17 protein-coding genes are annotated in these 21,496 nt (G+C 61.8%); 16 read left to right on the top strand and 1 reads right to left on the bottom strand.

The annotated features are described in order from the left end of the window. The first annotated feature begins 49 nt into the window (after window positions 1–49). The 7 genes from ftsY to trmD all read left to right on the top strand — a co-directional run bounded on the left by ftsY (window position 50) and on the right by trmD (window position 8,334). Entirely contained in the window at window positions 50–1,513 is a 1,464-nt protein-coding gene (ftsY, locus tag GC425_RS01600) for a signal recognition particle-docking protein FtsY (RefSeq protein ID WP_151844056.1), read from the top strand. Between the two features lie 178 nt (window positions 1,514–1,691). Continuing rightward, window positions 1,692–3,029 carry an ammonium transporter gene (locus GC425_RS01595; protein WP_151844057.1) on the top strand — a complete coding sequence of 446 codons (1,338 nt, stop codon included), beginning with the start codon at window positions 1,692–1,694 and terminating at the stop codon, window positions 3,027–3,029. Between the two features lie 77 nt (window positions 3,030–3,106). Beyond that, on the top strand, window positions 3,107–4,696 hold the full coding sequence (ffh, locus tag GC425_RS01590; RefSeq protein WP_151844058.1) for a signal recognition particle protein: 1,590 nt from the start codon (window positions 3,107–3,109) through the stop codon (window positions 4,694–4,696). 194 nt (window positions 4,697–4,890) lie between these two features. After that, complete coding sequence (gene rpsP, locus GC425_RS01585; RefSeq protein WP_151841702.1) at window positions 4,891–5,397, top strand: 30S ribosomal protein S16; 507 nt, start codon at window positions 4,891–4,893, stop codon at window positions 5,395–5,397. A 149-nt stretch (window positions 5,398–5,546) separates the two neighbouring features. Then, complete coding sequence (gene gdhA, locus GC425_RS01580) at window positions 5,547–6,890, top strand: NADP-specific glutamate dehydrogenase (RefSeq protein ID WP_151841701.1); 1,344 nt, start codon at window positions 5,547–5,549, stop codon at window positions 6,888–6,890. A 10-nt stretch (window positions 6,891–6,900) separates the two neighbouring features. Continuing rightward, on the top strand, window positions 6,901–7,482 hold the full coding sequence (rimM, locus tag GC425_RS01575) for a ribosome maturation factor RimM (protein WP_151844059.1): 582 nt from the start codon (window positions 6,901–6,903) through the stop codon (window positions 7,480–7,482). Further along, window positions 7,483–8,334, top strand: a complete 852-nt coding sequence (gene trmD, locus GC425_RS01570) for a tRNA (guanosine(37)-N1)-methyltransferase TrmD (RefSeq protein ID WP_151844060.1) — start codon at window positions 7,483–7,485, stop codon at window positions 8,332–8,334. It begins immediately after the preceding gene. Here trmD and betA read toward each other — a convergent pair. Further along, window positions 8,331–10,115 (bottom strand): choline dehydrogenase, encoded by a 1,785-nt coding sequence (betA, locus tag GC425_RS01565; RefSeq protein WP_151844061.1) that lies wholly within the window; start codon window positions 10,113–10,115, stop codon window positions 8,331–8,333. The two genes, trmD and betA, sit on opposite strands and share 4 nt — an antisense overlap. A 376-nt stretch (window positions 10,116–10,491) precedes the next feature. Here betA and betT (GC425_RS01560) point away from each other — a divergent pair, with 376 nt between their 5' ends. From betT (GC425_RS01560) to GC425_RS01520, 9 genes are all read left to right on the top strand, one after another. Next, complete coding sequence (gene betT / locus GC425_RS01560; protein WP_231699731.1) at window positions 10,492–12,597, top strand: choline BCCT transporter BetT; 2,106 nt, start codon at window positions 10,492–10,494, stop codon at window positions 12,595–12,597. 67 nt (window positions 12,598–12,664) lie between these two features. Continuing rightward, complete coding sequence (locus GC425_RS01555) at window positions 12,665–14,203, top strand: aldehyde dehydrogenase family protein (RefSeq protein ID WP_374707633.1); 1,539 nt, start codon at window positions 12,665–12,667, stop codon at window positions 14,201–14,203. 9 nt (window positions 14,204–14,212) lie between these two features. Continuing rightward, a complete protein-coding gene (gene betT, locus GC425_RS01550; protein WP_257821676.1) occupies window positions 14,213–16,357 on the top strand; it encodes a choline BCCT transporter BetT in 2,145 nt (714 codons plus the stop codon). 11 nt (window positions 16,358–16,368) lie between these two features. Continuing rightward, entirely contained in the window at window positions 16,369–18,693 is a 2,325-nt protein-coding gene (locus GC425_RS01545; protein ID WP_374707622.1) for a Tex family protein, read from the top strand. A gap of 119 nt (window positions 18,694–18,812) precedes the next feature. Then, window positions 18,813–19,154: a 50S ribosomal protein L19 gene (rplS, locus tag GC425_RS01540; protein ID WP_151841695.1), complete on the top strand. Its 342-nt coding sequence runs from the start codon at window positions 18,813–18,815 to the stop codon at window positions 19,152–19,154. A 101-nt stretch (window positions 19,155–19,255) separates the two neighbouring features. Then, on the top strand, window positions 19,256–20,005 hold the full coding sequence (lepB, locus tag GC425_RS01535) for a signal peptidase I (RefSeq protein ID WP_257821671.1): 750 nt from the start codon (window positions 19,256–19,258) through the stop codon (window positions 20,003–20,005). Between the two features lie 10 nt (window positions 20,006–20,015). Then, window positions 20,016–20,642, top strand: a complete 627-nt coding sequence (locus GC425_RS01530; RefSeq protein WP_151844286.1) for a ribonuclease HII — start codon at window positions 20,016–20,018, stop codon at window positions 20,640–20,642. A gap of 37 nt (window positions 20,643–20,679) precedes the next feature. Continuing rightward, window positions 20,680–20,988 (top strand): DUF2469 domain-containing protein, encoded by a 309-nt coding sequence (locus GC425_RS01525; protein ID WP_099297575.1) that lies wholly within the window; start codon window positions 20,680–20,682, stop codon window positions 20,986–20,988. A 145-nt stretch (window positions 20,989–21,133) separates the two neighbouring features. After that, complete coding sequence (locus GC425_RS01520) at window positions 21,134–21,493, top strand: YraN family protein (protein WP_151844066.1); 360 nt, start codon at window positions 21,134–21,136, stop codon at window positions 21,491–21,493. Window positions 21,494–21,496 lie beyond the last annotated feature (3 nt).

Genomic DNA, 21,496 nt, shown 5'->3' with positions numbered 1-21,496 from the left:
CCTGTGTTCATTGCACATGAGCGCCAGTATTGAAGTACAACTGGTAGGTATGAACGTTACGTCGTGGATCATTGTTGGTGTTGTCGCGCTCCTCGTGATTGTGGGGCTGCTGATTGTGCTGGGCTTGAAGCGCAGCAAGGCGAAGCAGGTCTCTTTCCAAAAGAAGGATGAGCTCGAGCAGAAGAAGCCGTCTAGCGGTGACTACAAGGCTCAGGGTGGGTTTAACTTCACCTCGGGTGGCACTGAGGAGGCAACGTCCACTATCGGTGGTGTGACGGTGACGGATCCAGTGGGGGAGAAGGAGAAGGTTGCTGAGCCTCAGCTGGAGCCCGTTCAGCACCTGGATGATGAGGTGTTGGATGTTCCGGAGCGGCCCGTCGAGGCGCCGGAGCCAGAGCCTGCTCCAGAACCCGAGCCAGTAGTAGAGCCCGAGCCAGTAGTAGAGCCCGAGCCAGAACCAGAGCCAACCCCCGAACCGGAACCCGAGCCAGAATCCGAACCAGACATCTCCGATGAGACCATCGAGGTTTCCGAGGATTCTACCCTGGTGGACGTCCCCGAGAAGACGGAGTCCGAAACCCGCGAGGAGATCGCCCCTGTCCAGGGCCGCCTGGGCAAGCTGCGCGGAAACCTCGCGAAGTCCCAGAACGTCATCGGCCGCGGCGTGCTGGGCATCCTGTCCGCGGGTGACTTGGATGAGGACGCCTGGGAGGAGATCGAGGACACCTTGATCATGGCGGACCTTGGCGCTGCAACCACCATGAAGGTGGTGGAGGACCTCCGCGAGCGCATCGCCGTGCAGGGCGTGTCCAGCGAGGAAGAGGCGCGCGCGATGTTGCGCGAGGTGCTTATTTCCGCTGGCAAGCCGGAGCTGGATCGTTCGATTAAGGCGATGCCGTACGAGGGCAAGCCAGCCGTGATCATGGTGGTGGGTGTGAACGGAACGGGTAAGACCACCACCACGGGTAAGCTCTCCCGCGTGCTGGTGGGCATGGGCAACAAGGTGCTGCTGGGTGCGGCGGATACGTTCCGCGCAGCCGCGGCTGACCAGCTGGAGACCTGGGGCCGCCGCGTCGGTGCCGATACCGTCCGAGGCAAGGAAGGCGCCGATCCTGCCTCCGTTGCCTTCGACGCCGTCGCGACCGGTATCGACCAAGGCGTAGATGTTGTCCTGGTGGATACCGCCGGACGTTTGCACACCTCAGTCGGTCTGATGGACCAGCTGGGAAAGGTCAAGCGCGTGGTGGAGAAGAAGGCCACAGTGGACGAGGTTCTGCTGGTCCTAGATGCCACGGTGGGCCAAAACGGTTTGGCGCAGGCCCGGATCTTCCGGGATGTGGTGGACATCTCCGGCGTGGTGCTGACCAAGCTGGATGGTACGGCCAAGGGCGGAATTGTGTTCCAGGTTCAGGAGGAGCTGGGCGTTCCCGTGAAGCTCGTGGGCCTGGGTGAGGGTGCCGATCACCTGGCGCCATTCGAGGTGGAAAGCTTCGTGGACGCGCTGCTGGGATAGCATCCTCGCTGGTTACGTCCTCACACGCTCACAACTTTCGACTCATGAAACCTGCTGTTAACAACAGCAGGTTTTCTTTTATCTGCGTGAAACATTTACGCACCATGAACGGAAACATTGACGGTGTTTACTTCACTTCGTACACCATGAGTGATGTTTTGACGTAAAGGACGAGAGTATGACTCCCGAACAAATTTCACTGGCCAGTGGCAATAGCGCGTGGATGTTGGTCTCCGCGGCCCTGGTGCTGCTGATGACTCCGGCACTGGCCCTTTTTTATGGCGGCATGTCGCGCCAAAAGTCTGCGCTGAACATGATGATGATGGTCTTCGGATCCATGGGCGTGGTGGGAGTGCTCTACATGCTGTGGGGATGGTCCATGTCCTACGGAACCCAGTCCATCGCCGGAATCTTTTCCAACCCACTGGAGTTTTTCGGCCTCACCAACGCCATCGTTGATTCCGACGGTAAGTACGTTCTGGGAGCCAATGGCTACGCGAACGTCATTGATATTGCATTCCAGGTGACGTTCGCCATGATTACCGTGGCGATTATCGCCGGATCCCTGGCCAATCGCGTGAAGTTCCGCACCTGGATGGTGTTCGTCGCCATCTGGATCACCGCGTCCTATTTCCCCATGGCACACATGGTGTGGGGCGGCGGCTGGCTCGGTGACGGCGAGCGCTCTGTGGCAGCCCTGCTGTTCGGAACCCACGAGGAGGGCGGCGAGATTGTCGCGAACATTCAGCCCATCGACTTCGCCGGTGGCACCGTGGTGCACATCAACGCAGGTGTTGCTGGCCTGGTGCTGGCCATCATCATTGGCCGCTCGATGGGCTTCATGGAAACCAAGGAACGCCCCCACAACCTGCCGCTGGTAATGCTGGGTGCTGCGCTGCTGTGGTTTGGTTGGTTCGGCTTCAACGCCGGCTCCGCGTTCGCCGCAGACGGCATGGCGGGACTGGCATGGGTGAACACCACGGCGTCGACCTGTGCGGCAATGTTGGGCTGGCTGGCGGTCGAGCGCATCCGGGATAAGCACGTGACATCGCTGGGCGCGGCGTCGGGTGTGGTGGCAGGTTTGGTGACGATCACCCCGGCAGCAGGAGACATGACTCCGCTGACGTCCATCATCATCGGCTTCATCGGAGGCATGCTCGCCGCGGTGGGCGTGGGCATGAAGTACGTCTTCAAGTTCGACGACTCCCTGGACGTGGTGGGACTGCACCTGGTTGCTGGAGTATGGGGAACCATCGCCTGTGGCCTCTTCGCGACCGATACCGGACTATTCACCGGAGGCGGCGTAGAGGGCGCGAAGCTGCTCGTGGTGCAGATCCTCATCACGGTCATCGCCGCCGTCTACTGCGCCGTGGTCACCACAGTGATCGCGTTGATCCTGAAGAAGACCCTGGGCTGGCGCATTAGCAGCGACGAAGAGAGCGTGGGAATCGACACCTCTCACCACGGTGAAGAGGCCTACAACTACGAGTTCCAGGACTCTTCAGTGAAGCTTTAGGTTTACTATCTCCCTCGCTGTTACAGTGGGGGAGATTACTTATTGTTCACCATCGTTGTAGGGAGACGCGTTCAACCGTGTTTGAGTCGCTTTCAGATCGCCTGTCAGGTGCCCTCAAGGGGCTTCGCGGCAAGGGTAAGTTGACCGAGGAAGACATCAACACCACAGCCCGGGAGATTCGCCTGGCGCTGCTGGAGGCCGATGTATCCCTTCCCGTGGTGCGTGCGTTTATCCAGCGAGTGAAGGAGCGCGCCAATGGCGCGGCGGTGTCCGAGGCGCTGAACCCAGCGCAGCAGGTCATCAAGATTGTGAACGAGGAGCTCCAGCAGATCCTGGGTGGGGAGACCCGGCGCCTGCACTTGGCGAAGCACCCGCCCACAGTGATTATGCTCGCCGGTCTGCAGGGTGCCGGTAAGACCACACTGGCCGGAAAGTTGGCGAAGCACCTGTCGAAGCAGGGGCACACGCCGATGCTGGTGGCGTGTGACCTTCAGCGTCCGGGTGCGGTCCAGCAGCTGCAGATCGTGGGTGAACGCGCCGGTGTGGCTGTGTTCGCCCCGGACCCAGGCACTAGCCTGGAGTCCCACGACCACGAAATGGGCACGTCCCATGGTGATCCGGTCGAGGTGGCTCAGCAGGGTATTGAAGAGGCCTACCGAACCAAGCATGACATCGTCATTATCGATACCGCGGGCCGCCTGGGTATCGACCAGGAGCTGATGACGCAGGCCCGCAACATCCGCGATGCCGTGGAGCCCGACGAAGTGCTGTTCGTGATCGACTCTATGATCGGTCAGGATGCCGTCACCACCGCCGAGGCATTCCGTGATGGCGTGGACTTCACCGGTGTGGTCCTGACGAAATTGGATGGCGACGCCCGCGGTGGTGCTGCTCTGTCGATCCGTGAGGTCACCGGCAAACCTATTATGTTCGCCTCCACGGGTGAGAAACTGGAAGACTTCGATGTGTTCCACCCGGACCGCATGGCCAATCGCATTTTGGGCATGGGTGATGTGCTGACACTGATCGAGCAGGCCGAGCAGGTTCTGGATCAGAAGAAGGCCGAGGATTCCGCAGCCCGGATGATGTCCGGCGAGCTCACGCTGGAGGACTTCCTGGATCAGATGATGATGATCCGCAAGATGGGGCCGTTGGGCAACATCTTGAAGATGCTCCCGGGTGGCTCGCAGATGTCCAAGATGGCGGACATGGTCGACGAGAAACAGCTGGACCGCATCCAGGCGATCATTCGAGGCATGACCCCTGCGGAGCGTCAGGACCCGAAGATCTTGAACGCGTCTCGCCGTAAACGCATCGCCAATGGTTCCGGTGTGTCTGTGTCCGAGGTCAACCAGCTGGTGGATCGCTTCTTCGAGGCGAAGAAGATGATGGGCAAGGCCATGAACCAGTTCGGCATGGGTGGTGGCATGTCCGCCACGAAGAAGCAAAAGAATCACCGCAAGGGCAAGAAGGGGAAGAAGGGCAAGAATGCCCGCAACAACCGTCGCCCTTCCAACCCACAGATGCCAGGCATGGGTGGAATGCCGGGAATGCCGGGCATGGGCGGGGGAATGCCGTCGATGAAGGACCTGAAGAAGATGCAGGAGGAGCTGCCCCCAGGGTTCGACAACATCGACCTGTCCAAGCTGAACTTCCCGAAGAAGTAGGACGCGCCGGTGCCACCGGCTTGGAAAAACGGGCATCTGCTACTAGAATGTTTCGAGTTGTCTGTGTAACACCGTCATCGACCACGGTCGACCGGTGGTCACGCGCAGCATAAACATCAAGGGCTGAACCGGCCCGCCACACACAGGTGGCGGGTGACAGAACTGCCCAGTGACCAAGACTTAAGGAGCCAATCATGGCAGTAAAGATCAAGCTGCAGCGCTTGGGTAAGATCCGCAACCCTGAATACCGCGTTGTTGTTGCTGACGCACGCACCAAGCGTTCCGGTAAGGTTATCGAGAACATCGGTATCTACCACCCAACCCAGGAACCTTCCCTGATCCGCATCGACTCTGAGCGTGCACAGTACTGGCTGGGCGTTGGCGCACAGCCAACCGAGCCTGTTCTGGCTCTGCTGAAGGTGACCGGCGACTGGCAGAAGTACAAGGGTCTGCCAGGTGCAGAGGGAACCCTGAAGGTTGCCGAGGAGAAGCGTTCCAAGCTGGACATCTTCAACGAGGCTCTGGCTGAGGCTGCTGAGGGCCCAACCGCTGAGGCCATCACCCAGAAGAAGCGCAAGGCTAAGGAAGAGGCAGAGGCTAAGGCTGCTGCTGAGGCCGCTGCTGCGGAAGAGGCTGCCGCGAAGGAAGCTGAGTCCGAGGCTGCAGACGCAGACGCTGAAGAGGCTGCAACCGAGGAGTAATCCTTCCTCATTCTTGAGAGAGCAAACCGACCTTCGGGTCGGTTTTTCTTGTATGTTCTTATACTTTTTTGTCTCTAAGGGGTAGCGCTGCCTATAGGCAATCTGGAAAGATATGAAGAGTCTTGTTTACCCTCTTAAAGGAGATGCGCATGAGCGTAGAAGCAACTGTCCAGAAGTATTACCAGAAAGTTCTGCAGCGAAACCCTGGGGAACCTGAATTCCACCAAGCTGTACACGAGGTATTGGACAGTCTGCGTTATGTCCTGGCTAAGGACCCGTTCTATGCAGAGCAGGGTCTGTTGGACCGCATGACAGAACCAGAGCGTCAGATCATCTTCCGGGTGCCGTGGGTTGATGACGCAGGAAACGTTCAGGTCAACCGCGGTTTCCGCGTCCAGTTCAACTCCGCCCTGGGCCCCTACAAGGGCGGTCTGCGTTTCCACCCGTCCGTGAACCTCGGCATCATCAAGTTCCTCGGTTTCGAGCAGATCTTTAAGAACTCCCTCACCGGCCTGCCCATCGGCGGCGGTAAGGGTGGATCTGACTTCGACCCGAAGGGCAAGTCCGACCGCGAGATCATGGCATTCTGCCAGTCCTTCATGACCGAGCTGCACCGCCACATCGGTGAGTACCGCGATGTCCCTGCCGGCGACATCGGAGTGGGCGGCCGCGAGATCGGCTTCCTTTTCGGACAGTACCGCCGCATGGCCAACCAGCACGAGTCCGGTGTACTCACCGGGAAGGGTCTGACCTGGGGCGGATCCTTGGTGCGTACCGAGGCCACCGGCTACGGCACCGTGTACTTCACCCAGGAGATGATGAAGGAGCACAAGGAGCGCCTGGACGGCGCCCGCGTGGTGGTCTCCGGCTCCGGAAACGTGGCCGTCTACGCCATCCAGAAGGCTCAGGAACTGGGCGCTACTGTGGTGGCATTCTCTGATTCCTCCGGATACGTTCACACCCCAGATGGTGTAGACGTTGCCCTGCTGAAGGAAGTGAAGGAAGTCAAGCGCGAGCGTGTCTCCGACTATGCACGTCAGGTTGACGGCGCAACCTTCCACGAGAACGGAAACATCTGGGAGGTGGAGTGCGACGTTGCCCTCCCATGCGCCACCCAGAATGAGCTGGACGGCGAGTCCGCCCGCACTCTGGCAGACAACGGCTGCAAGTACGTGGCCGAGGGCGCGAACATGCCTTCCACCGCAGAGGCCATCGAGGTCTTCCGTAAGCGCAACATCAGGTTTGCCCCAGGCAAGGCCGCCAACGCCGGCGGTGTGTCCACCTCCGCGCTGGAGATGCAGCAGAACGCCTCCCGCGATTCCTGGAGCTTCGAGTACACCGACAAGCGCCTCCAGGGCATCATGCGTAACATCTTCCAGAACTGCTCTAACACCGCTGCGGAGTATGGTCAGGAAGGCGACTATATCATCGGCGCCAACATCGCCGGCTTCAAGAAGGTAGCTGACGCAATGCTGGCGCAGGGCATCATCTAAAGTAATCTGCATGGAATTGCAGATTGGTCGGGTGATTAAGCCTCATGGCGTCCGCGGCGAAGTGGTCGTGGACGCCACCACCGATATGCCGGAGGAACGGTTCGCCCCAGGCACCGTCCTCACCGGCAAGCAATCGGGGAAAGAAGTGCAGCTGACAATCACATCTGTGCGCCCTCACCAGGGCCGCCTGCTGGTCTTTTTCGAGGAGATCCCCGACCGCACCGCCGCAGAGTCCCTGCGGGGCTTGCGTTTCTTCGCACAGCCTATCGTCGATGAGGACGAGGAGGCCTTCTACGATCACCAACTGGAGGGCCTGCGTGTCCTCACCTGCGGCGCCGTGGACGAAGAGACCGCCTACGCCCGGGCGTACGAGGGCGCGCAGCCGGAGCCCACGGACATCGGGGAGATCACCGGCGTGCAGCACACTCCCGCGGGCCAGCTCCTGGAGGTCACCATCGACGAGGATGCGGACCTACCCACCGCCGGAGACATCGTTCTGATCCCATTTCGCCATGCCATCGTCCCCATCGTGGACTTGGACAACGAGGCCTGCGTCATCACCCCTCCCGAGGGCCTGCTGGAGCTTCGATAGATGCGCATCGACGTTCTCACCATTTTCCCCGAGTACCTCGAACCCCTGCGCCACGCCCTGCTGGGCAAGGCGATCGAGCAGGGGCTCATCCAGGTAGGCGTGCACAACCTGCGCCAATGGACCACGGATGTCCATCAGTCCGTGGACTCAAGGCCTTGCGGGGGCGGGCCCGGCATGGTGATGAAGCCGCAGGTGTGGGGCCCCGCGCTGGACGATGTGGCGGCTGGCACTGGTCCGGCGGCCGACGCAGCCGATCTCACCACGAGCATGGAACATAAGAGGAATCTGTCGAATGCGGCACTGTCGGCGTCGGGGGTAAAGGATATTGACGATGTTGCGGGTGATCATCGCCCCCTTTTAATTGTCCCGACGCCGGCCGGCGTTCCCTTCAGCCAAGACATGGCCGAGCGGTGGTCGCAGGAGCAGCACGTGGTGTTCGCGTGCGGGCGCTACGAGGGGATCGATCAGCGTGTGGTGGAGGATGCCGCCCAGCGCTACCGCGTGGAAGAGGTCAGCATCGGTGACTATGTGCTGATCGGTGGGGAAGTGGCCGTGCTGGTGATGGCCGAGGCGATGGTGCGGCTGATCCCCGGGGTGCTCGGCAACCAGGCCAGCCACGAAGAGGATTCGTTCCAGGACGGCCTGCTGGAGGGGCCCAGCTACACACGCCCGCGGAGCTGGCGAGGGCTGGAGGTTCCAGAGGTGCTGTTCAGCGGCAACCACGCGAAGATTGAGCAGTGGCGCCGTGAACAATCCCTGAAGCGCACGCGCGAGCGCCGCCCCGATCTTCTGGACCGGGTGGAGCTCAGCGCGCGCGACAGGGAGTATCTGGACGGCCTCGACCAGGTTTAGTGGTCCGCGCCCGGGATGGCGTGGACGTGGTCGCGGATCTGTTCGCCCTCTGCGTAGAGCGGCATATCTTTCTTGGCCTGGTAGAACGGCAGGTTGATGGGATCCAGCGGCTTGCGGCCGCGGATGAGGTCGGCGGCCTTCTCCGCCAGCATCATCACCGGCGCGTAGATGTTGCCGTTGGTGATGATCGGCATGACGGAGGCGTCCACCACGTAGAGGCCCTCGGTTCCATGGACCTGCATGGTCTCGGGATCCACTACGGCCATGTCATCGCTGGCCGGGCCCATCTTGGCGGTGCAGGAGGGGTGCAGTGCCGTCTCGCCGTCGTTGCGGACCCATTCCAGGATCTCCTCGTCGGTCTGGACGGAGGGTCCCGGGGAGAACTCGCGGGTTCCGTGCTCCGCCATGGCGTCGGTAGACATGAGCTCGCGGGCCTTGTGCACTGCCTCCACCCATTCGCGCCGGTCTTGCTCGGTGCGTAGGTAGTTGAACAGCATCTTTGGCTTCACGTGCGGATCTGCGGACTGGATACGCACCCAGCCCTTCGTGTCCGAGAACATGGGGCCCACGTGCCACTGGAAGCCGTGCTTCACCTTGGCGGGGGTCCCGTCGTAGCGCACCGCCATCGGCAGGAAGTGGAACATGAGGTTCGGGTAGTCCTCGTCCTCGTTGGACCGGACAAAGCCACCGGCTTCGAAGTGGGACGTAGCCACGGGGCCCTTTTTGGTCAGCAGCCACTTCAGGCCCATGAACGGCCAGCGCCACTTGTGCAGATAGGGCTGGGAGGAGTACTCGGTATCCACCTCGTACTGGATGTAGACCTCCAGGTGGTCTTGAAGGTTTTCGCCCACACCGGGAAGATCCTTCACAACCTCCACGCCGTGTTCCTCCAGCAGCTTGCGTGGACCCACGCCGGACAGCTGCAGGAGCTGAGGGGTGTTGATCGCGCCGCCGCACAGGATCACCTTGTCAGCGGTGACGCGGTGCAGTGCGCCCTTCCATTCGTATTCCACGCCGGTGGCACGGGTGCCGTCGAAGAGGATCTTGGTGGTGAAGGCGCGCGTGCGCAGGTCCAGGTTCTTCCGGTCCTTGATGGGGTGGATGTAGGAACGGGCGGAGGAGGCGCGGCGACCGTGCTTGATGTTGCGGTCGAAGGGAGCGAAGCCCTCCTGGCGGTAGCCGTTGACATCGTTGGTCAGGTGGTAGCCAGCCTCCTGAATGGACTTAAACAGGGACTGGAACAGTGGGCTGGTGGCGGGGCCGCGGGACAGGTACAGCGGGCCGTTGTGGCCGCGGCGGGGGTCCTTGGCGTCGGCACCCTTGGCGGTTTCCATCTTGTTGAAGTAGGGCAGGCAGTGGGCGTAATCCCAGTTCTCCATGCCGGGCAGGGCGCCCCACTTTTCGTAGTCCATAGGGTTTCCGCGCTGGAAGATCATGCCGTTGATGGATCCAGATCCGCCGAGGACTTTACCGCGGGCGTGAGGAACGCGGCGGCCGTTCATCTCTGGTTCTGGTTCGGTTTCGTACTTCCAGTCGTAGTGCTTGTTGCCGATGGGGAAGGAGAAGCCGGAGGGCATGTGGATGAGCAGATCCCACAGGGAGTCCATGCGGCCGGCTTCCAGAACCATGACGCGTTGGTCGGCATCTTCGGTCATGCGGTGAGCCAGAACGGAACCGGCTGAGCCGCCTCCGACGATCACAACATCGCGGTGGGTATCATGCACAACCTCGCCGGCTGTATCGTTCGTGGACTGAGAAATCAATTTTTTGAATAGTCCCATAAAGTATTATTCCTTCCGCTGAGGTGACGCAGGGATTGTATGGGTAAATGACATTCAGAAATAGTTAAAATCTGAACGTGATAAATCTAATCTGCGTGGCCGTTCTGACCCAGACAAGTATGCCAGAAAGTTTTCGGGCATGCAGAAGGGCACGTCACCGCGCGCTGTATCGTTTCAGAAGCTGCCTTGATCTCCCTCTGTGACTTATATCACCATACATAATGCGGAGGCTTGGAAAACTGTGTATGGTCGATAAAGCTACTGTCTATCTTTTGACGTTTCTATTCATTATCACTGTGAGGATTTTGTTGTGACAGACCATCATCCACCTGGAGCGGACGCTTCAGACACCCGCGTTATTGTGGGGGACGCACCCGTGGATCAGGTTGACACCACTCAGGAACCTGATTCAGATGCGATTCGCGTGAACTGGCGAGTCTTCCTCGCCTCCGCCGCGGGCATTCTCGCGATTGCTCTCTGGGCCTTCTTCGGCCGCGATAGTGCCGAACGCACCCTGGGAGACATCACCGGCTGGATTTCCACCCACTTGGGCTGGTTCTACATCCTGACCGCCACCGTGGCCGTGGTGTTCGTGCTGTCTCTTGCGTTTTCCAGCGCGGGACACATCCGCCTGGGGCCGGACCACTCCCGCCCGCAATTCCGGCTGTTTTCCTGGTCCGCCATGCTGTTTGCTGCGGGCATCGGCGTGGACCTCATGTTCTTCTCCGTCGCCGAACCGGTGACCCAATACATGATGCCGCCGGAAGGTGCCGGCGAAACTCGCGAGGCCGCTGAGCAGGCCGTGGTCTGGGCGCTGTTCCACTACGGCGTGACCGGCTGGGCCATGTACGCGCTCATGGGCATGGCCTTTGGCTACTACGCCTATCGCCTGCACATGCCGCTGGCGATTCGCTCCGCGCTCTACCCCCTGATCGGCAAGCGAATCCATGGGCCTGTGGGCGACGCCGTAGACGTGGCAGCCGTCATGGGCACCGTGTTCGGCATCGCCGCCTCCTTGGGCATTGGTGTGGTGCAGCTGAACTACGGTCTGCACCTCATCTTCGGAGTGTCCGAAGGACCCACCTGGCAGATCATCCTGGTCATCGCGGGAGTGGGCATCGCCATCCTGTCGGCGGTCTCCGGTGTGGACAAGGGAATCAAGCTGCTGTCCGAAATCAACGTCTACCTGGCGATGGGACTGGCCCTGTACGTGGTCATTGCCGGAAAGACGTCCTTTCTCTTCGACGCACTGGTCATGAACATCGGCGACTATGTCTCCCGCTTCCCAGGCATGACCATGGACACCTTCGCCTTTGCCGAGGACAAGGCGGCGGTGACCGAATGGATGGGCGCCTGGACCCTGTTCTTCTGGGCCTGGTGGGTCGCCTGGGCACCCTTCGTGGGCCTGTTCCTCGCCCGCATCTCCCGCGGCCGCACGCTGCGCCAATTCGTGGTCGGAACACTCACCATCCCGTTCCTGTTCATCCTGGGCTGGCTGAGCTTCTTCGGAAACACTGCCCTGGAACGCGTCATCGGAGGCGATCAGGACTTCGCCCAACGCACCATCGACGCTCCTCAGCAGGGCTTCTACGACCTGCTCTCCGGATTCCCCGGCGGTGCCGTGGTCATTGTGCTCGCCACCGCGATCGGCCTGCTGCTCTACATCACCTCCGCAGACTCCGGCGCGCTGGTCACCGCCAACTTCACCTCGAAGACCTCGAACGCCTCCCAAGACGGACCGAAGTGGCTTCGCGTGTTCTGGGCCGCCCTCGTGGGAGTGCTCACCATCGTCATGCTGCAGATCGACGGCGTGGCCACCGTCCAATCGGCCACGATCGTCATGGGCCTGCCGTTTGCTGTGGTGATGTATCTGGTGATGCTGGGATTGGTGCGTTCCTTGCGTTTGGAGTCCCTGCAGAAGGAGGCCCGGAGTGTGTCGCTTCACGCGGCGATGTCTGGCCGTACCGGCGGCTCCGGAACCAACCACAACCAAAATTGGCGACGCCGCCTCTCCCGAGCCAACACCTGGCCATCAGCCGACCGCGCCCAGCACTACCTGGATACGATCGCCCAACCGGCGATGGCCGCCGTGGCCGAGGAGATGAAGGACAAGGGAATCGAGGCGCAGATGATCGCCTCCAGCGTTCAGAGCTTGCCCGTGGGGCAGCTGGATCTGTACCTGCCGCTGGGAGAGGAACAGGACTTCCGCTACCAGATCTATCCCATCGAGCATCCCGTGCCGAGCTTCACACGAAGCACTGGCAAGGATCACAAGTACTACCGCCTGGAGGTGTTCGACCGCACGGGATCCCTGGGATACGACATCTTTGGGTACTCTCGCGAACAGCTCATCGACAACATTCTCGACCTCTACGAGCGCCACCTGGAGTTCCTCCACATCCAACGCGACCTTCCCGGCACCTCCGATCTCTCGGACGGCGCAGCGCCCGTGCGCGAATGGGCCGAGGACACCCCGGACTAAGCAACCACACCCTAAGGATTATTGAATGACTTCTACCACTCCTATCTTTGACCCCACTACGTGCGACATGCTGCAGGACGTGCACGCGAACCCCGGTAACCCTGCGTCCCTCTACATTGATGGCCAATGGGTGCCCGCCGCCGATGGCGAGACCCGGACCATCACCTGCCCGGCCGACCGCTCAGAGGTCGGGGTGGTCTCCGAGGCCTCGGAGCAGGACACCGAGCGAGCCATTGCCGCCGCCCGTCGCGCCTTCGATTCCGGTGAATGGTCCAGCGTGCCCGCCTCGGAGCGCGGCATGATGCTCATCAAGGTCGCCCAGATCATCCGCGAGCGCAAGGATGTCTTCGCGCATGCAGAGGCGGCCGATACCGGCAAGCGCCTGGCCGAGGCATATATCGACATGGACGATATCGCCAACGCCTTTGACTACTTCGGCACCCTCGCGCAACACCAGGCTGGCCGCGTGGTGGACCCGGGGGACCCGAACGTCCGTTCCCGAATCGACGCCGAGCCTGTTGGTGTGTGCGGCCTCATTACCCCGTGGAACTACCCGCTCCTCCAGGTGGCGTGGAAGGTCGCACCGGCGCTGGCCGCCGGAAACACCTTCGTGTTGAAGCAGGCGGAGCTGACTCCTCACACGGCGATGTTGCTCATGGCGGTGCTGGAGGAGGTAGGCGTTCCCGCCGGCGTGGCCAACCTCATCACGGGCGCGGGCGCGCGCTGCGGAAACCCCCTGTCCACGCACCCGGATGTGGACATGGTGTCCTTCACCGGCGGGCTGGCCACCGGCAAGATCATTGCGCGCAATGCGGCCGAGACCGTCAAGCGCGTGGCGCTGGAGCTTGGCGGCAAGAACCCGAACGTGATCTTCGCCGACGCGGACTTCGACGCCGCCGTGGATAACGCCTTGAACGGCGCTTTCGTCCACTCTGGTCAGGTGTGCTCGGCGGGTTCGCGCATCGTGGTGGAGGAATCCATTCACGATAAGTTCGTGGAGGCGCTCGTGGATCGGGCCAAGACCATCAAGATCGGCGGCCCGCTGGACGAGGCAGCGGAGACCGGCGCCTTGATCTCGGCTGAGCACCTGGACAAGGTGGCAGCCTACGTCGATGAAGCTCGCAGCCAAGGCGCAACGATCGCATGCGGTGGGCGTCGGGCAACAGAGGAAGACAACGACGGCAGCCACTCCACCGGACACACCGACCTAACAGGCGGCGAGTTTTACCTGCCGACTGTCATCGACCACTGCACCGCGGAGATGGACTGTGTCCACGCGGAAGCCTTCGGCCCCACGGTCACTATCGAGACCTTCCGCACGGAAGACGAGGCAGTTGCCATCGCGAACGACACCGAATACGGCCTGGCCGGCGCCGTGTGGAGCTCCAGTCAGGCCACGGCCGAGCGCGTCGCCCGGCGCCTGCGTCACGGCACCATCTGGATCAACGACTTCCACCCCTACCTGCCACAGGCGGAATGGGGCGGCATGAAGCAGTCCGGAAACGGTCGCGAGTTGGGACCGACGGGACTGGCGGAATACCAAGAGCACAAGCACGTTTACACCAACATCGCCCCGGCGGTGACGGGCTGGTTCGCACAGAAGTGAGGTTGAGCCGTGAGTGACAGAGACATCACCGAAGAGGAATCCACCCCGCACGCCATCGTGGGCACCGTGTCCGGGGAGGCCGCGGGCGAGGCGCAGGCGCACGAGAACAAGCCCAACTGGGTGGTGGTCGGCTTCACCGCGGTGTTCACCATCGCCGTGAGCATCTGGGCCTACGTCAGCTCGTCTTCGTTTGAGCACGTGGTTACCGCAGCCACCGGCTGGCTTACCGGGAACCTGGGCTGGCTGTACGTGGGAACCGTGGCCATTGTGCTGGGGTTCATGGTGTGGATTGCCGTGTCCAGCGCGGGCAATATTCGGCTCGGGCCCGATCACTCACGGCCGCAATACTCTCTGTTTTCCTGGTCGGCGATGCTGTTCGCCGCGGGTATCGGCATCGGCATCCTGTTTTACTCCGTGGCCGAGCCGATCGCGCAATACGTGAACCCTCCCGTGGGGGAGGGCCAGTCCCAGGAGGCGCTACAGAACGCCGTGGTCTGGACGCTGTTTCACTACGGCATCTCCGGGTGGGCGCTGTATGCGCTGATGGGATTGGCTTTTGGTTACTACGCCTACCGCCTGAACATGCCTTTGGCCATCCGCTCGGCGCTGTATCCCATCATCGGCAAGCGCATCCACGGGCCGGTGGGGGAGGCTGTGGACGTGGTGGCCATGCTGGGAACCATCTTCGGCGTGGCTGCCTCCCTGGGTATCGGCGTGGTGCAGCTGAACTTCGGCTTAAACCTGATCTTCGACCTGCCGGAAAACGTGGGCGTTCAGATCGCGCTCATTGTCCTGGCGATTGGCGTGGCGACCCTGTCTGCCGTCTCCGGCGTGGACAAGGGCATCAAAAGGCTGAGCGAGATCAACGTCTATCTGGCCTCGGCGCTGCTGGTGATCATCCTGGTGACCGGCCGCACGGGATTCCTGCTGGACTCGTTGGTCAAGAACATGGGCGACTACCTCTACAAGCTGCCCCTGTGGTCCTTCGAAACCTTCTCCTACAGCCAAACCCCCGAGGCCACGCAGCAGTGGATGTCCAACTGGACCCTGTTCTTCTGGGCCTGGTGGGTGGCATGGGCACCGTTCGTGGGATTGTTCCTCGCCCGCATCTCGCGCGGGCGAACCTTCCGCCAATTCATCATCGGCACCCTGATTGTGCCCTTTCTCTTTCTCGCGCTGTGGGCGTCGTTTTTGGGCAATGCGGCCCTCGACCGCGTCCAGAGCGGCGATCGTGACTTCCTTGAGGCCACGGTCAACAGCCCCGAGCGCGGCTTCTACATGATGCTGCAGGATCTGCCGCTGGGCACGTGGGTGATCGTCCTGGCGCTGGTGACGGGCATGCTGTTCTTCGTCACCTCGGCGGACTCCGGCGCGTTGGTGATGGCTAAGTTCTCCTCGACCTCCCACGATCCTCAGCACGACGGTGCCCCGTGGATGCGCATCCTGTGGTCCGTGTCCGTAGGTGTGCTGACCATCGCCATGCTGCAGGTGGACGGCATCAACACCCTCCAGATGGCCACGTTGATTGTGGGCATGCCGTTCATGATCGTGATCTTCCTGATCATGCTGGGGCTCGTGCGGTCGATTCGGCGCGAGAAGGCCCAGCTGGAATCCCGCGCCGTGGCGCTGCACTCCGCGATCTCCGGCCGCACCGGGGGCGTGGAGGACCAATGGGAGGAGCGCCTGGATCGCTCCGTCAGCTTCCCCGATGCGGACGAGTCCAACGAGTACATCCGCACCATCGCCGCCCCCGCGCTGGAGGACGTGGCGCGCGCCCTGGAGGATCGTGACTACCGGCCCACACTTCTGATCCGCCAGGACACCGAGACGTGCGTCCAACAGCTGGACCTGTCCGTGCCTTTCGGCGAGGACCCGGCGTTCCGCTACCAGCTGTTCCCCCTGAAGCACGACGCCCCCGGCTTCCATCCTGGCGAGAAATCATATATTCGCCTGGAGGTCTTCGGCATGAATGGTTCCCTGGGCTACGACGTCAACGGCTACACCAAGAAGCAGCTCATCAGCAACGTCCTGGACCTCTTCGACCGTCACCTGGAGTACCTGCACATGCAGAAGGACTTCCACGGGACATCGGACTTGAGCGAGTACCAGCAGGACGCGCCCGAGTGGAATGCGGACTTCGGGACGCAGCAGTAGCGACCGCTAGAATGGCTGGAATGAATTCGAACTCGATTGCTCAGAAGATCGCGCAGGAGTTGCAGTGCCAGCCCCAGCATGTCCAGGCCGTCATTGAACTGTTGGACGAGGGCAGCACCGTTCCGTTTATCGCCCGCTACCGCAAGGAACTGACCGGCGGGATGGATGATACTCAGCTGCGTTCCCTGGAACAGCGGCTGACGTACCTGCGCGAACTGGAGGATCGGCGCGCCACCGTCCTCAAGGCCATCGAGGACCAGGGCAAGCTCACCGACGAGCTGCGTGCACAGATTCTGGACGTGGATACCAAGGCACGCCTGGAGGACCTGTACCTGCCGTACAAAACCACCCGCCGCACCAAGGCCACCATCGCGCGCGAGGCTGGCCTGCAACCCCTGGCCGACCTGCTGCGGGAGGGGACTGATCGTGATCCTGCCGAACTCGCCGCCGAGTACATCACCGAGGGATTTGACGACGCCAAGGCGGTCCTCACCGGAGCGCGCTCCATTGTCATTGAGGAATTGTCCACAAACGCCGACCTGGTGGGCTCCATCCGTGAAGAGTTCTTTGAGCGAGGATACGCCCAGGCGTCGGTGGTGGCGGGGAAGGAAGAGGCCGGCGCGAAGTATCGCGACTACTTCGACTTTCACGAGCCGTTTTCCAAGCTTCCCTCACACCGCATCCTGGCGTTGTTGCGCGGAGAATCCGAAGGCGTGCTGCAGGTGAACTTCGAGCCGGGGCACCCCGATCAGCTGGACGAGGCGCACGAGTATTTCCAAGGGCGCATCGCTCACCTGGCTGGTCTGGAGGCCACCGGGGACGCCGCAGATAAGTTCCGCGCCGAGTGCGTGCGCTTTGGCTGGCGCACCAAGCTGGCGGTGAGCTCCGCCGTGGACACCCGCGTGCGTTTGAAGGAGCGTGCGGACCAGGCGGCGGTGGAGGTGTTCTCCCGCAACCTGAAGGATCTTCTTCTGGCGGCCCCCGCAGGCCAGCGCGCGGTCCTGGGATTGGACCCGGGCTACCGCAACGGCGTGAAGTGCGCGGTGGTGGATCGCACCGGCAAGGTGCTGGACACGGTCATCGTGTATCCGCACAACGGCCAGGCGCGCTGGGAGGAGGCGCGCATGATCCTGGCGCAGCTGGCAGCGAAGTACTCCGTGGAGCTGCTGGCCGTGGGCAACGGGACAGCCTCTCGGGAAACCGAGAAGCTGTCCCGGGAGATCTGCGAGCTCATCACGCAGGCGGACGCGGCCGTGCGCCCACAGACGGTGATCGTCTCCGAGTCCGGTGCGTCGGTCTACTCGGCCTCCGAGCTGGCGGCCGAGGAGTTCCCGGACATGGACGTGTCCCTGCGTGGTGCGGTGTCCATTGCACGCCGCCTGCAGGACCCGCTGGCGGAGCTTGTGAAGATTGACCCGAAGTCCATTGGCGTGGGTCAGTACCAGCACGATGTGAACCAAACGCTGCTGGCCCAGGGCCTGGAGGCCGTGGTGGAGGACGCTGTGAACTCCGTGGGAGTGGATGTGAACTCGGCGTCCGCGCCGCTGCTGCGGCGCGTGGCCGGAGTGTCCTCCACGGTAGCGGACAACATCGTGGCCTACCGGGATGAACACGGCGCCTTTGCCTCCCGCAAAGAGTTGCTCAAGGTGCCACGGCTCGGCCCGAAGGCCTTCGAGCAGGCCGCCGGCTTTTTGAGGATCCAGGGTGGCACGGACCGCCTGGACTCCTCAGCTGTGCACCCCGAGGCATACCCGCTGGTGCACAGGATCGTGGAGTCCACGGGGCTGGACGTGGATGCCCTCATCGGCAACAGCGCGGTGCTGACATCCTTGCGTCCCGCGGACTTCGCCGACGAACGCTTCGGTGTACCCACCGTGACGGACGTGCTGGCGGAGCTGGACAAGCCGGGCCGCGACCCGCGCCCACGCTTTGCCACCGCTACCTTGAAGGAGGGTGTGGAGAAGGTTTCCGATGTCACACCGGGCATGATCCTGGAGGGCACCGTGACCAACGTGGCTGCCTTCGGCGCCTTCGTGGACATCGGAGTGCACCAGGATGGCCTGGTGCACGTCTCCGCCATGAGTGATCGTTTCGTCTCTGACCCGCACGAGATTGTCTCCTCAGGCCAGGTGGTGAAGGTCAAGGTGATGGATGTGGATGTGCAGCGCAACCGCATCGGACTGAGCTTGCGCCTCAACGACGAGCCTGGCGGTAATGCTCCCGCGGGAGAGCGTCCCAAGAAGCGGTCCCAGAAAAAGCAGCAGAAGCAGAACAACCAGCGCGCGGCGTCGGGTTCCATGGCCGACGCGCTGAAACGCGCAGGATTTGGCCGCTAGTTCGGCATATGGCATAATATCGGGGTTCATATGTTGTGGGTACGAACCCGTAGGCGCACGCTGATCGTGAAAAGCCGCGCAGGATCCTCTATCCAGACGAGACTTAAGGTTACTTCAGAATGCACATTCTTGATAAGGTCGATGCAGCTCAGCTGCGCGACGACATCCCAGACTTCCGCCCAGGTGACACCCTCGACGTTCACGTGAAGGTGATCGAGGGCACCAAGTCCCGTATCCAGGTGTTCCGTGGCGTTGTGATCCGCCGCCAGAACTCCGGTATCCGCGAGACCTTCACCGTCCGCAAGGTGTCCTTCGGCATCGGTGTGGAGCGTACCTTCCCGGTTCACTCTCCCAACATCGACCACATCGACGTCCTGACCCGCGGTAAGGTTCGCCGCGCGAAACTGTACTACCTGCGTAACCTGCGCGGTAAGGCAGCCAAGATCAAGGAAAAGCGCTAAGAGCTGCCGCCTTCCCGCCGCACCCAGCTTGTCGTTGGGTGCGGCGGTTTTTGCGTATCTAAGCCCTGTGTTGTGCCCAGGGACTGCTAAGCTGTTCTACCGTGACCGATTCTCAAGATGCGAAGCCCAGCACCCCGGACAAGAAGAAAAAGACGTACCCCTGGTGGGTGGAGATGCCCATCATTATCGTGGTGACGCTGCTGGTGTTGGGCGCATTCAATACGTTCGTGGGACGGATGTATCTGATTCCTTCGGAGTCCATGGAGCCGACCTTGCACGGCTGCGCGGGCTGCACCCCGGACCGGATCTTTGTGAACAAGCTGGCCTACGTGGGCAACAATAAGCCGAAGCCTGGCGAGGTTGTGGTGTTCGTGGGCGAGGATTCCTGGAACTGGAATTACACCACCCAGCGCTCTGATGTGGCTCCGGTGCGTGCCTTGCAGAACGCTGCGTCCTATATCGGAATCGTCGCTCCGGATGAAAACACGCTGGTTAAGCGCGTGATCGCCACCGAGGGGCAGACCGTGCAGTGCCTGGAGGGGGACCCGGGGATCATGGTCGATGGCAAGAAGGTGGATGATTCCTACATCATGCGCCCGGCGGCGAATCCGATCGATACCACGTTGGGCTCCGAGGCCTGCCAGGGCAATTATTTTGGCCCGGTGACGATCCCGCCGGATCACCTGTGGATGATGGGCGATAACCGCACGAACTCGCTGGATTCCCGTGGCCACATGGGTGACGAGCTGCAGGGCACCATCAGCATGGACCATGTTGTGGGCCGCGTGGAGGCCATCATCCTGCCGTTCGATCGCATCTCGAGGGTTAAATCCCTGCCTGTCCAGGGCTAACCCGATGGACCTGGAACGTCAGCTCTATGCGGCGGGTTTGGGGCCCGTCGCGGGTGTGGACGAGGCTGGCCGTGGTGCGTGCTGCGGACCGATGACCATTGCGGCGTGTATTCTCCCTTTTCATGTCGACGCCGACAGTTTCCCGTCCTGTCTGGCTGGCTTACAAGATTCCAAGAAACTGACTCCCCGGCGCCGAGAGGCCCTCTTCGACAGCATCGTCGAGGAGGCCGTGAGCTATTCCATCGTGATGATCTCTGCCGCCGATATTGACCGGTGGGGTGTTCAGCACGCGAACGTCTCTGGCATGCGGCGCGCTGTCGCGCTGCTGGACACAACCCCGGGGTATGTCTTAACGGACGCCGTGAAGATCCCGGGGCTGGCCCAGCCGCATCTTCCGGTGCTGAAGGGGGACCAGATGGCCGCGAGCATCTCGGCGGCGTCGATATTGGCGAAGGTAGCGAGGGATCGCCACATGATCGAGCTGGACGCCGAGTACCCGGAGTACGGTTTGGCGGGGCACAAGGGGTACGGGACAAAGACGCATATGGCTGCGGTGAGTCTGCATGGCGGAACCCCGGAGCACCGCTACACTTACAAAAATGTGGCCCATGCGCACGCGCTGTGGTCATCAACATAGTCACTACGCCAGATGGGAAAGGGCGGCGGCCAACACTATGAGCGCTGAGGAACTTGACGACTACGAGGCAAACGTAGAACTGTCCATGTATCGCGAATACCGCGACGTGGTGAGCCAGTTTTCCTATGTGGTGGAAACCGAGCGCCGTTTCTATCTGGCCAACGCGGTGGAGCTCATTCCACGTAACTCTGGGGGAGAGGTCTACTACGAGGTCCGCATGTCCGACGCGTGGGTGTGGGACATGTACCGCCCGGCGCGTTTCGTGCGCTACGTCCGCGTGATCACCTACAAGGATGTCAATATTGAGGAGCTGGATAAGCCGGAGTTGCAGCTGCCGGAGAACTAACAGCTCTGTTTTCCACAGGGGCCGAGTTATCCACAGAGTCCTGGGCGTATGCCGAGGCGCGTGGGTGGCTCGGCCTTTGTGTGTATATCCCCGTGACTAGCCTGGCGCCCGATGATATTCATGCGAGACACAGGGGGAGTGGTCGATGACCAGGCACCAAGGAAACGCCGGGGAGGCCATGGCCGCGGAGTTTTTGGAGCGGCAGGGCTATGAGATTGTCCAGCGCAACTGCGTAGTTCAGGTAGAGGGCTTCCGAGCTGAGATTGACATTGTGGCGCGGGATCCGCAGGTCCAGCAGGTGGTGTTTGTGGAGGTGAAGTTCCGTGCCACGGAGGCCGACGGGGCGGGCGTGGGGGCGATTACGCCGACGAAGCTGCGGCGGATGCGCAGAGCGGCCGGGGTGTGGCTGAGCCTGCACAGGCAGACCGAGGGGTGTTCTCCCCGGGTGGATGTGGTGGACGTGGGGCCGTGGGGAATCCGCGAGCACGTGAAGGATGTGTGGTAGGCC

This window comes from Corynebacterium sp. zg254, from assembly GCF_024701495.1.
Taxonomy (GTDB): Bacteria; Actinomycetota; Actinomycetes; order Mycobacteriales; family Mycobacteriaceae; genus Corynebacterium; species Corynebacterium zhongnanshanii.
The sequence above is the reverse complement of the archived record's forward strand: the minus strand, read 5'-3'. Positions and strand labels throughout refer to the sequence as shown.

What these genes read in the sequence shown, in the direction of transcription:
- trmD (WP_151844060.1), top strand. Translation starts at nt 7,483, where the DNA reads ATGCGCATCGACGTTCTCACCATTTTCCCCGAGTACCTCGAACCCCTG.
- ftsY (WP_151844056.1), top strand. Translation starts at nt 50, where the DNA reads ATGAACGTTACGTCGTGGATCATTGTTGGTGTTGTCGCGCTCCTCGTG.
- GC425_RS01555 (WP_374707633.1), top strand. Translation starts at nt 12,665, where the DNA reads ATGCTGCAGGACGTGCACGCGAACCCCGGTAACCCTGCGTCCCTCTAC.
- rpsP (WP_151841702.1), top strand. Translation starts at nt 4,891, where the DNA reads ATGGCAGTAAAGATCAAGCTGCAGCGCTTGGGTAAGATCCGCAACCCT.
- betA (WP_151844061.1), bottom strand. Translation starts at nt 10,115, where the DNA reads ATGGGACTATTCAAAAAATTGATTTCTCAGTCCACGAACGATACAGCC.
- GC425_RS01595 (WP_151844057.1), top strand. Translation starts at nt 1,692, where the DNA reads ATGACTCCCGAACAAATTTCACTGGCCAGTGGCAATAGCGCGTGGATG.
- GC425_RS01545 (WP_374707622.1), top strand. Translation starts at nt 16,369, where the DNA reads ATGGCTGGAATGAATTCGAACTCGATTGCTCAGAAGATCGCGCAGGAG.
- rimM (WP_151844059.1), top strand. Translation starts at nt 6,901, where the DNA reads ATGGAATTGCAGATTGGTCGGGTGATTAAGCCTCATGGCGTCCGCGGC.
- GC425_RS01525 (WP_099297575.1), top strand. Translation starts at nt 20,680, where the DNA reads ATGAGCGCTGAGGAACTTGACGACTACGAGGCAAACGTAGAACTGTCC.
- gdhA (WP_151841701.1), top strand. Translation starts at nt 5,547, where the DNA reads ATGAGCGTAGAAGCAACTGTCCAGAAGTATTACCAGAAAGTTCTGCAG.
- GC425_RS01520 (WP_151844066.1), top strand. Translation starts at nt 21,134, where the DNA reads ATGACCAGGCACCAAGGAAACGCCGGGGAGGCCATGGCCGCGGAGTTT.
- rplS (WP_151841695.1), top strand. Translation starts at nt 18,813, where the DNA reads ATGCACATTCTTGATAAGGTCGATGCAGCTCAGCTGCGCGACGACATC.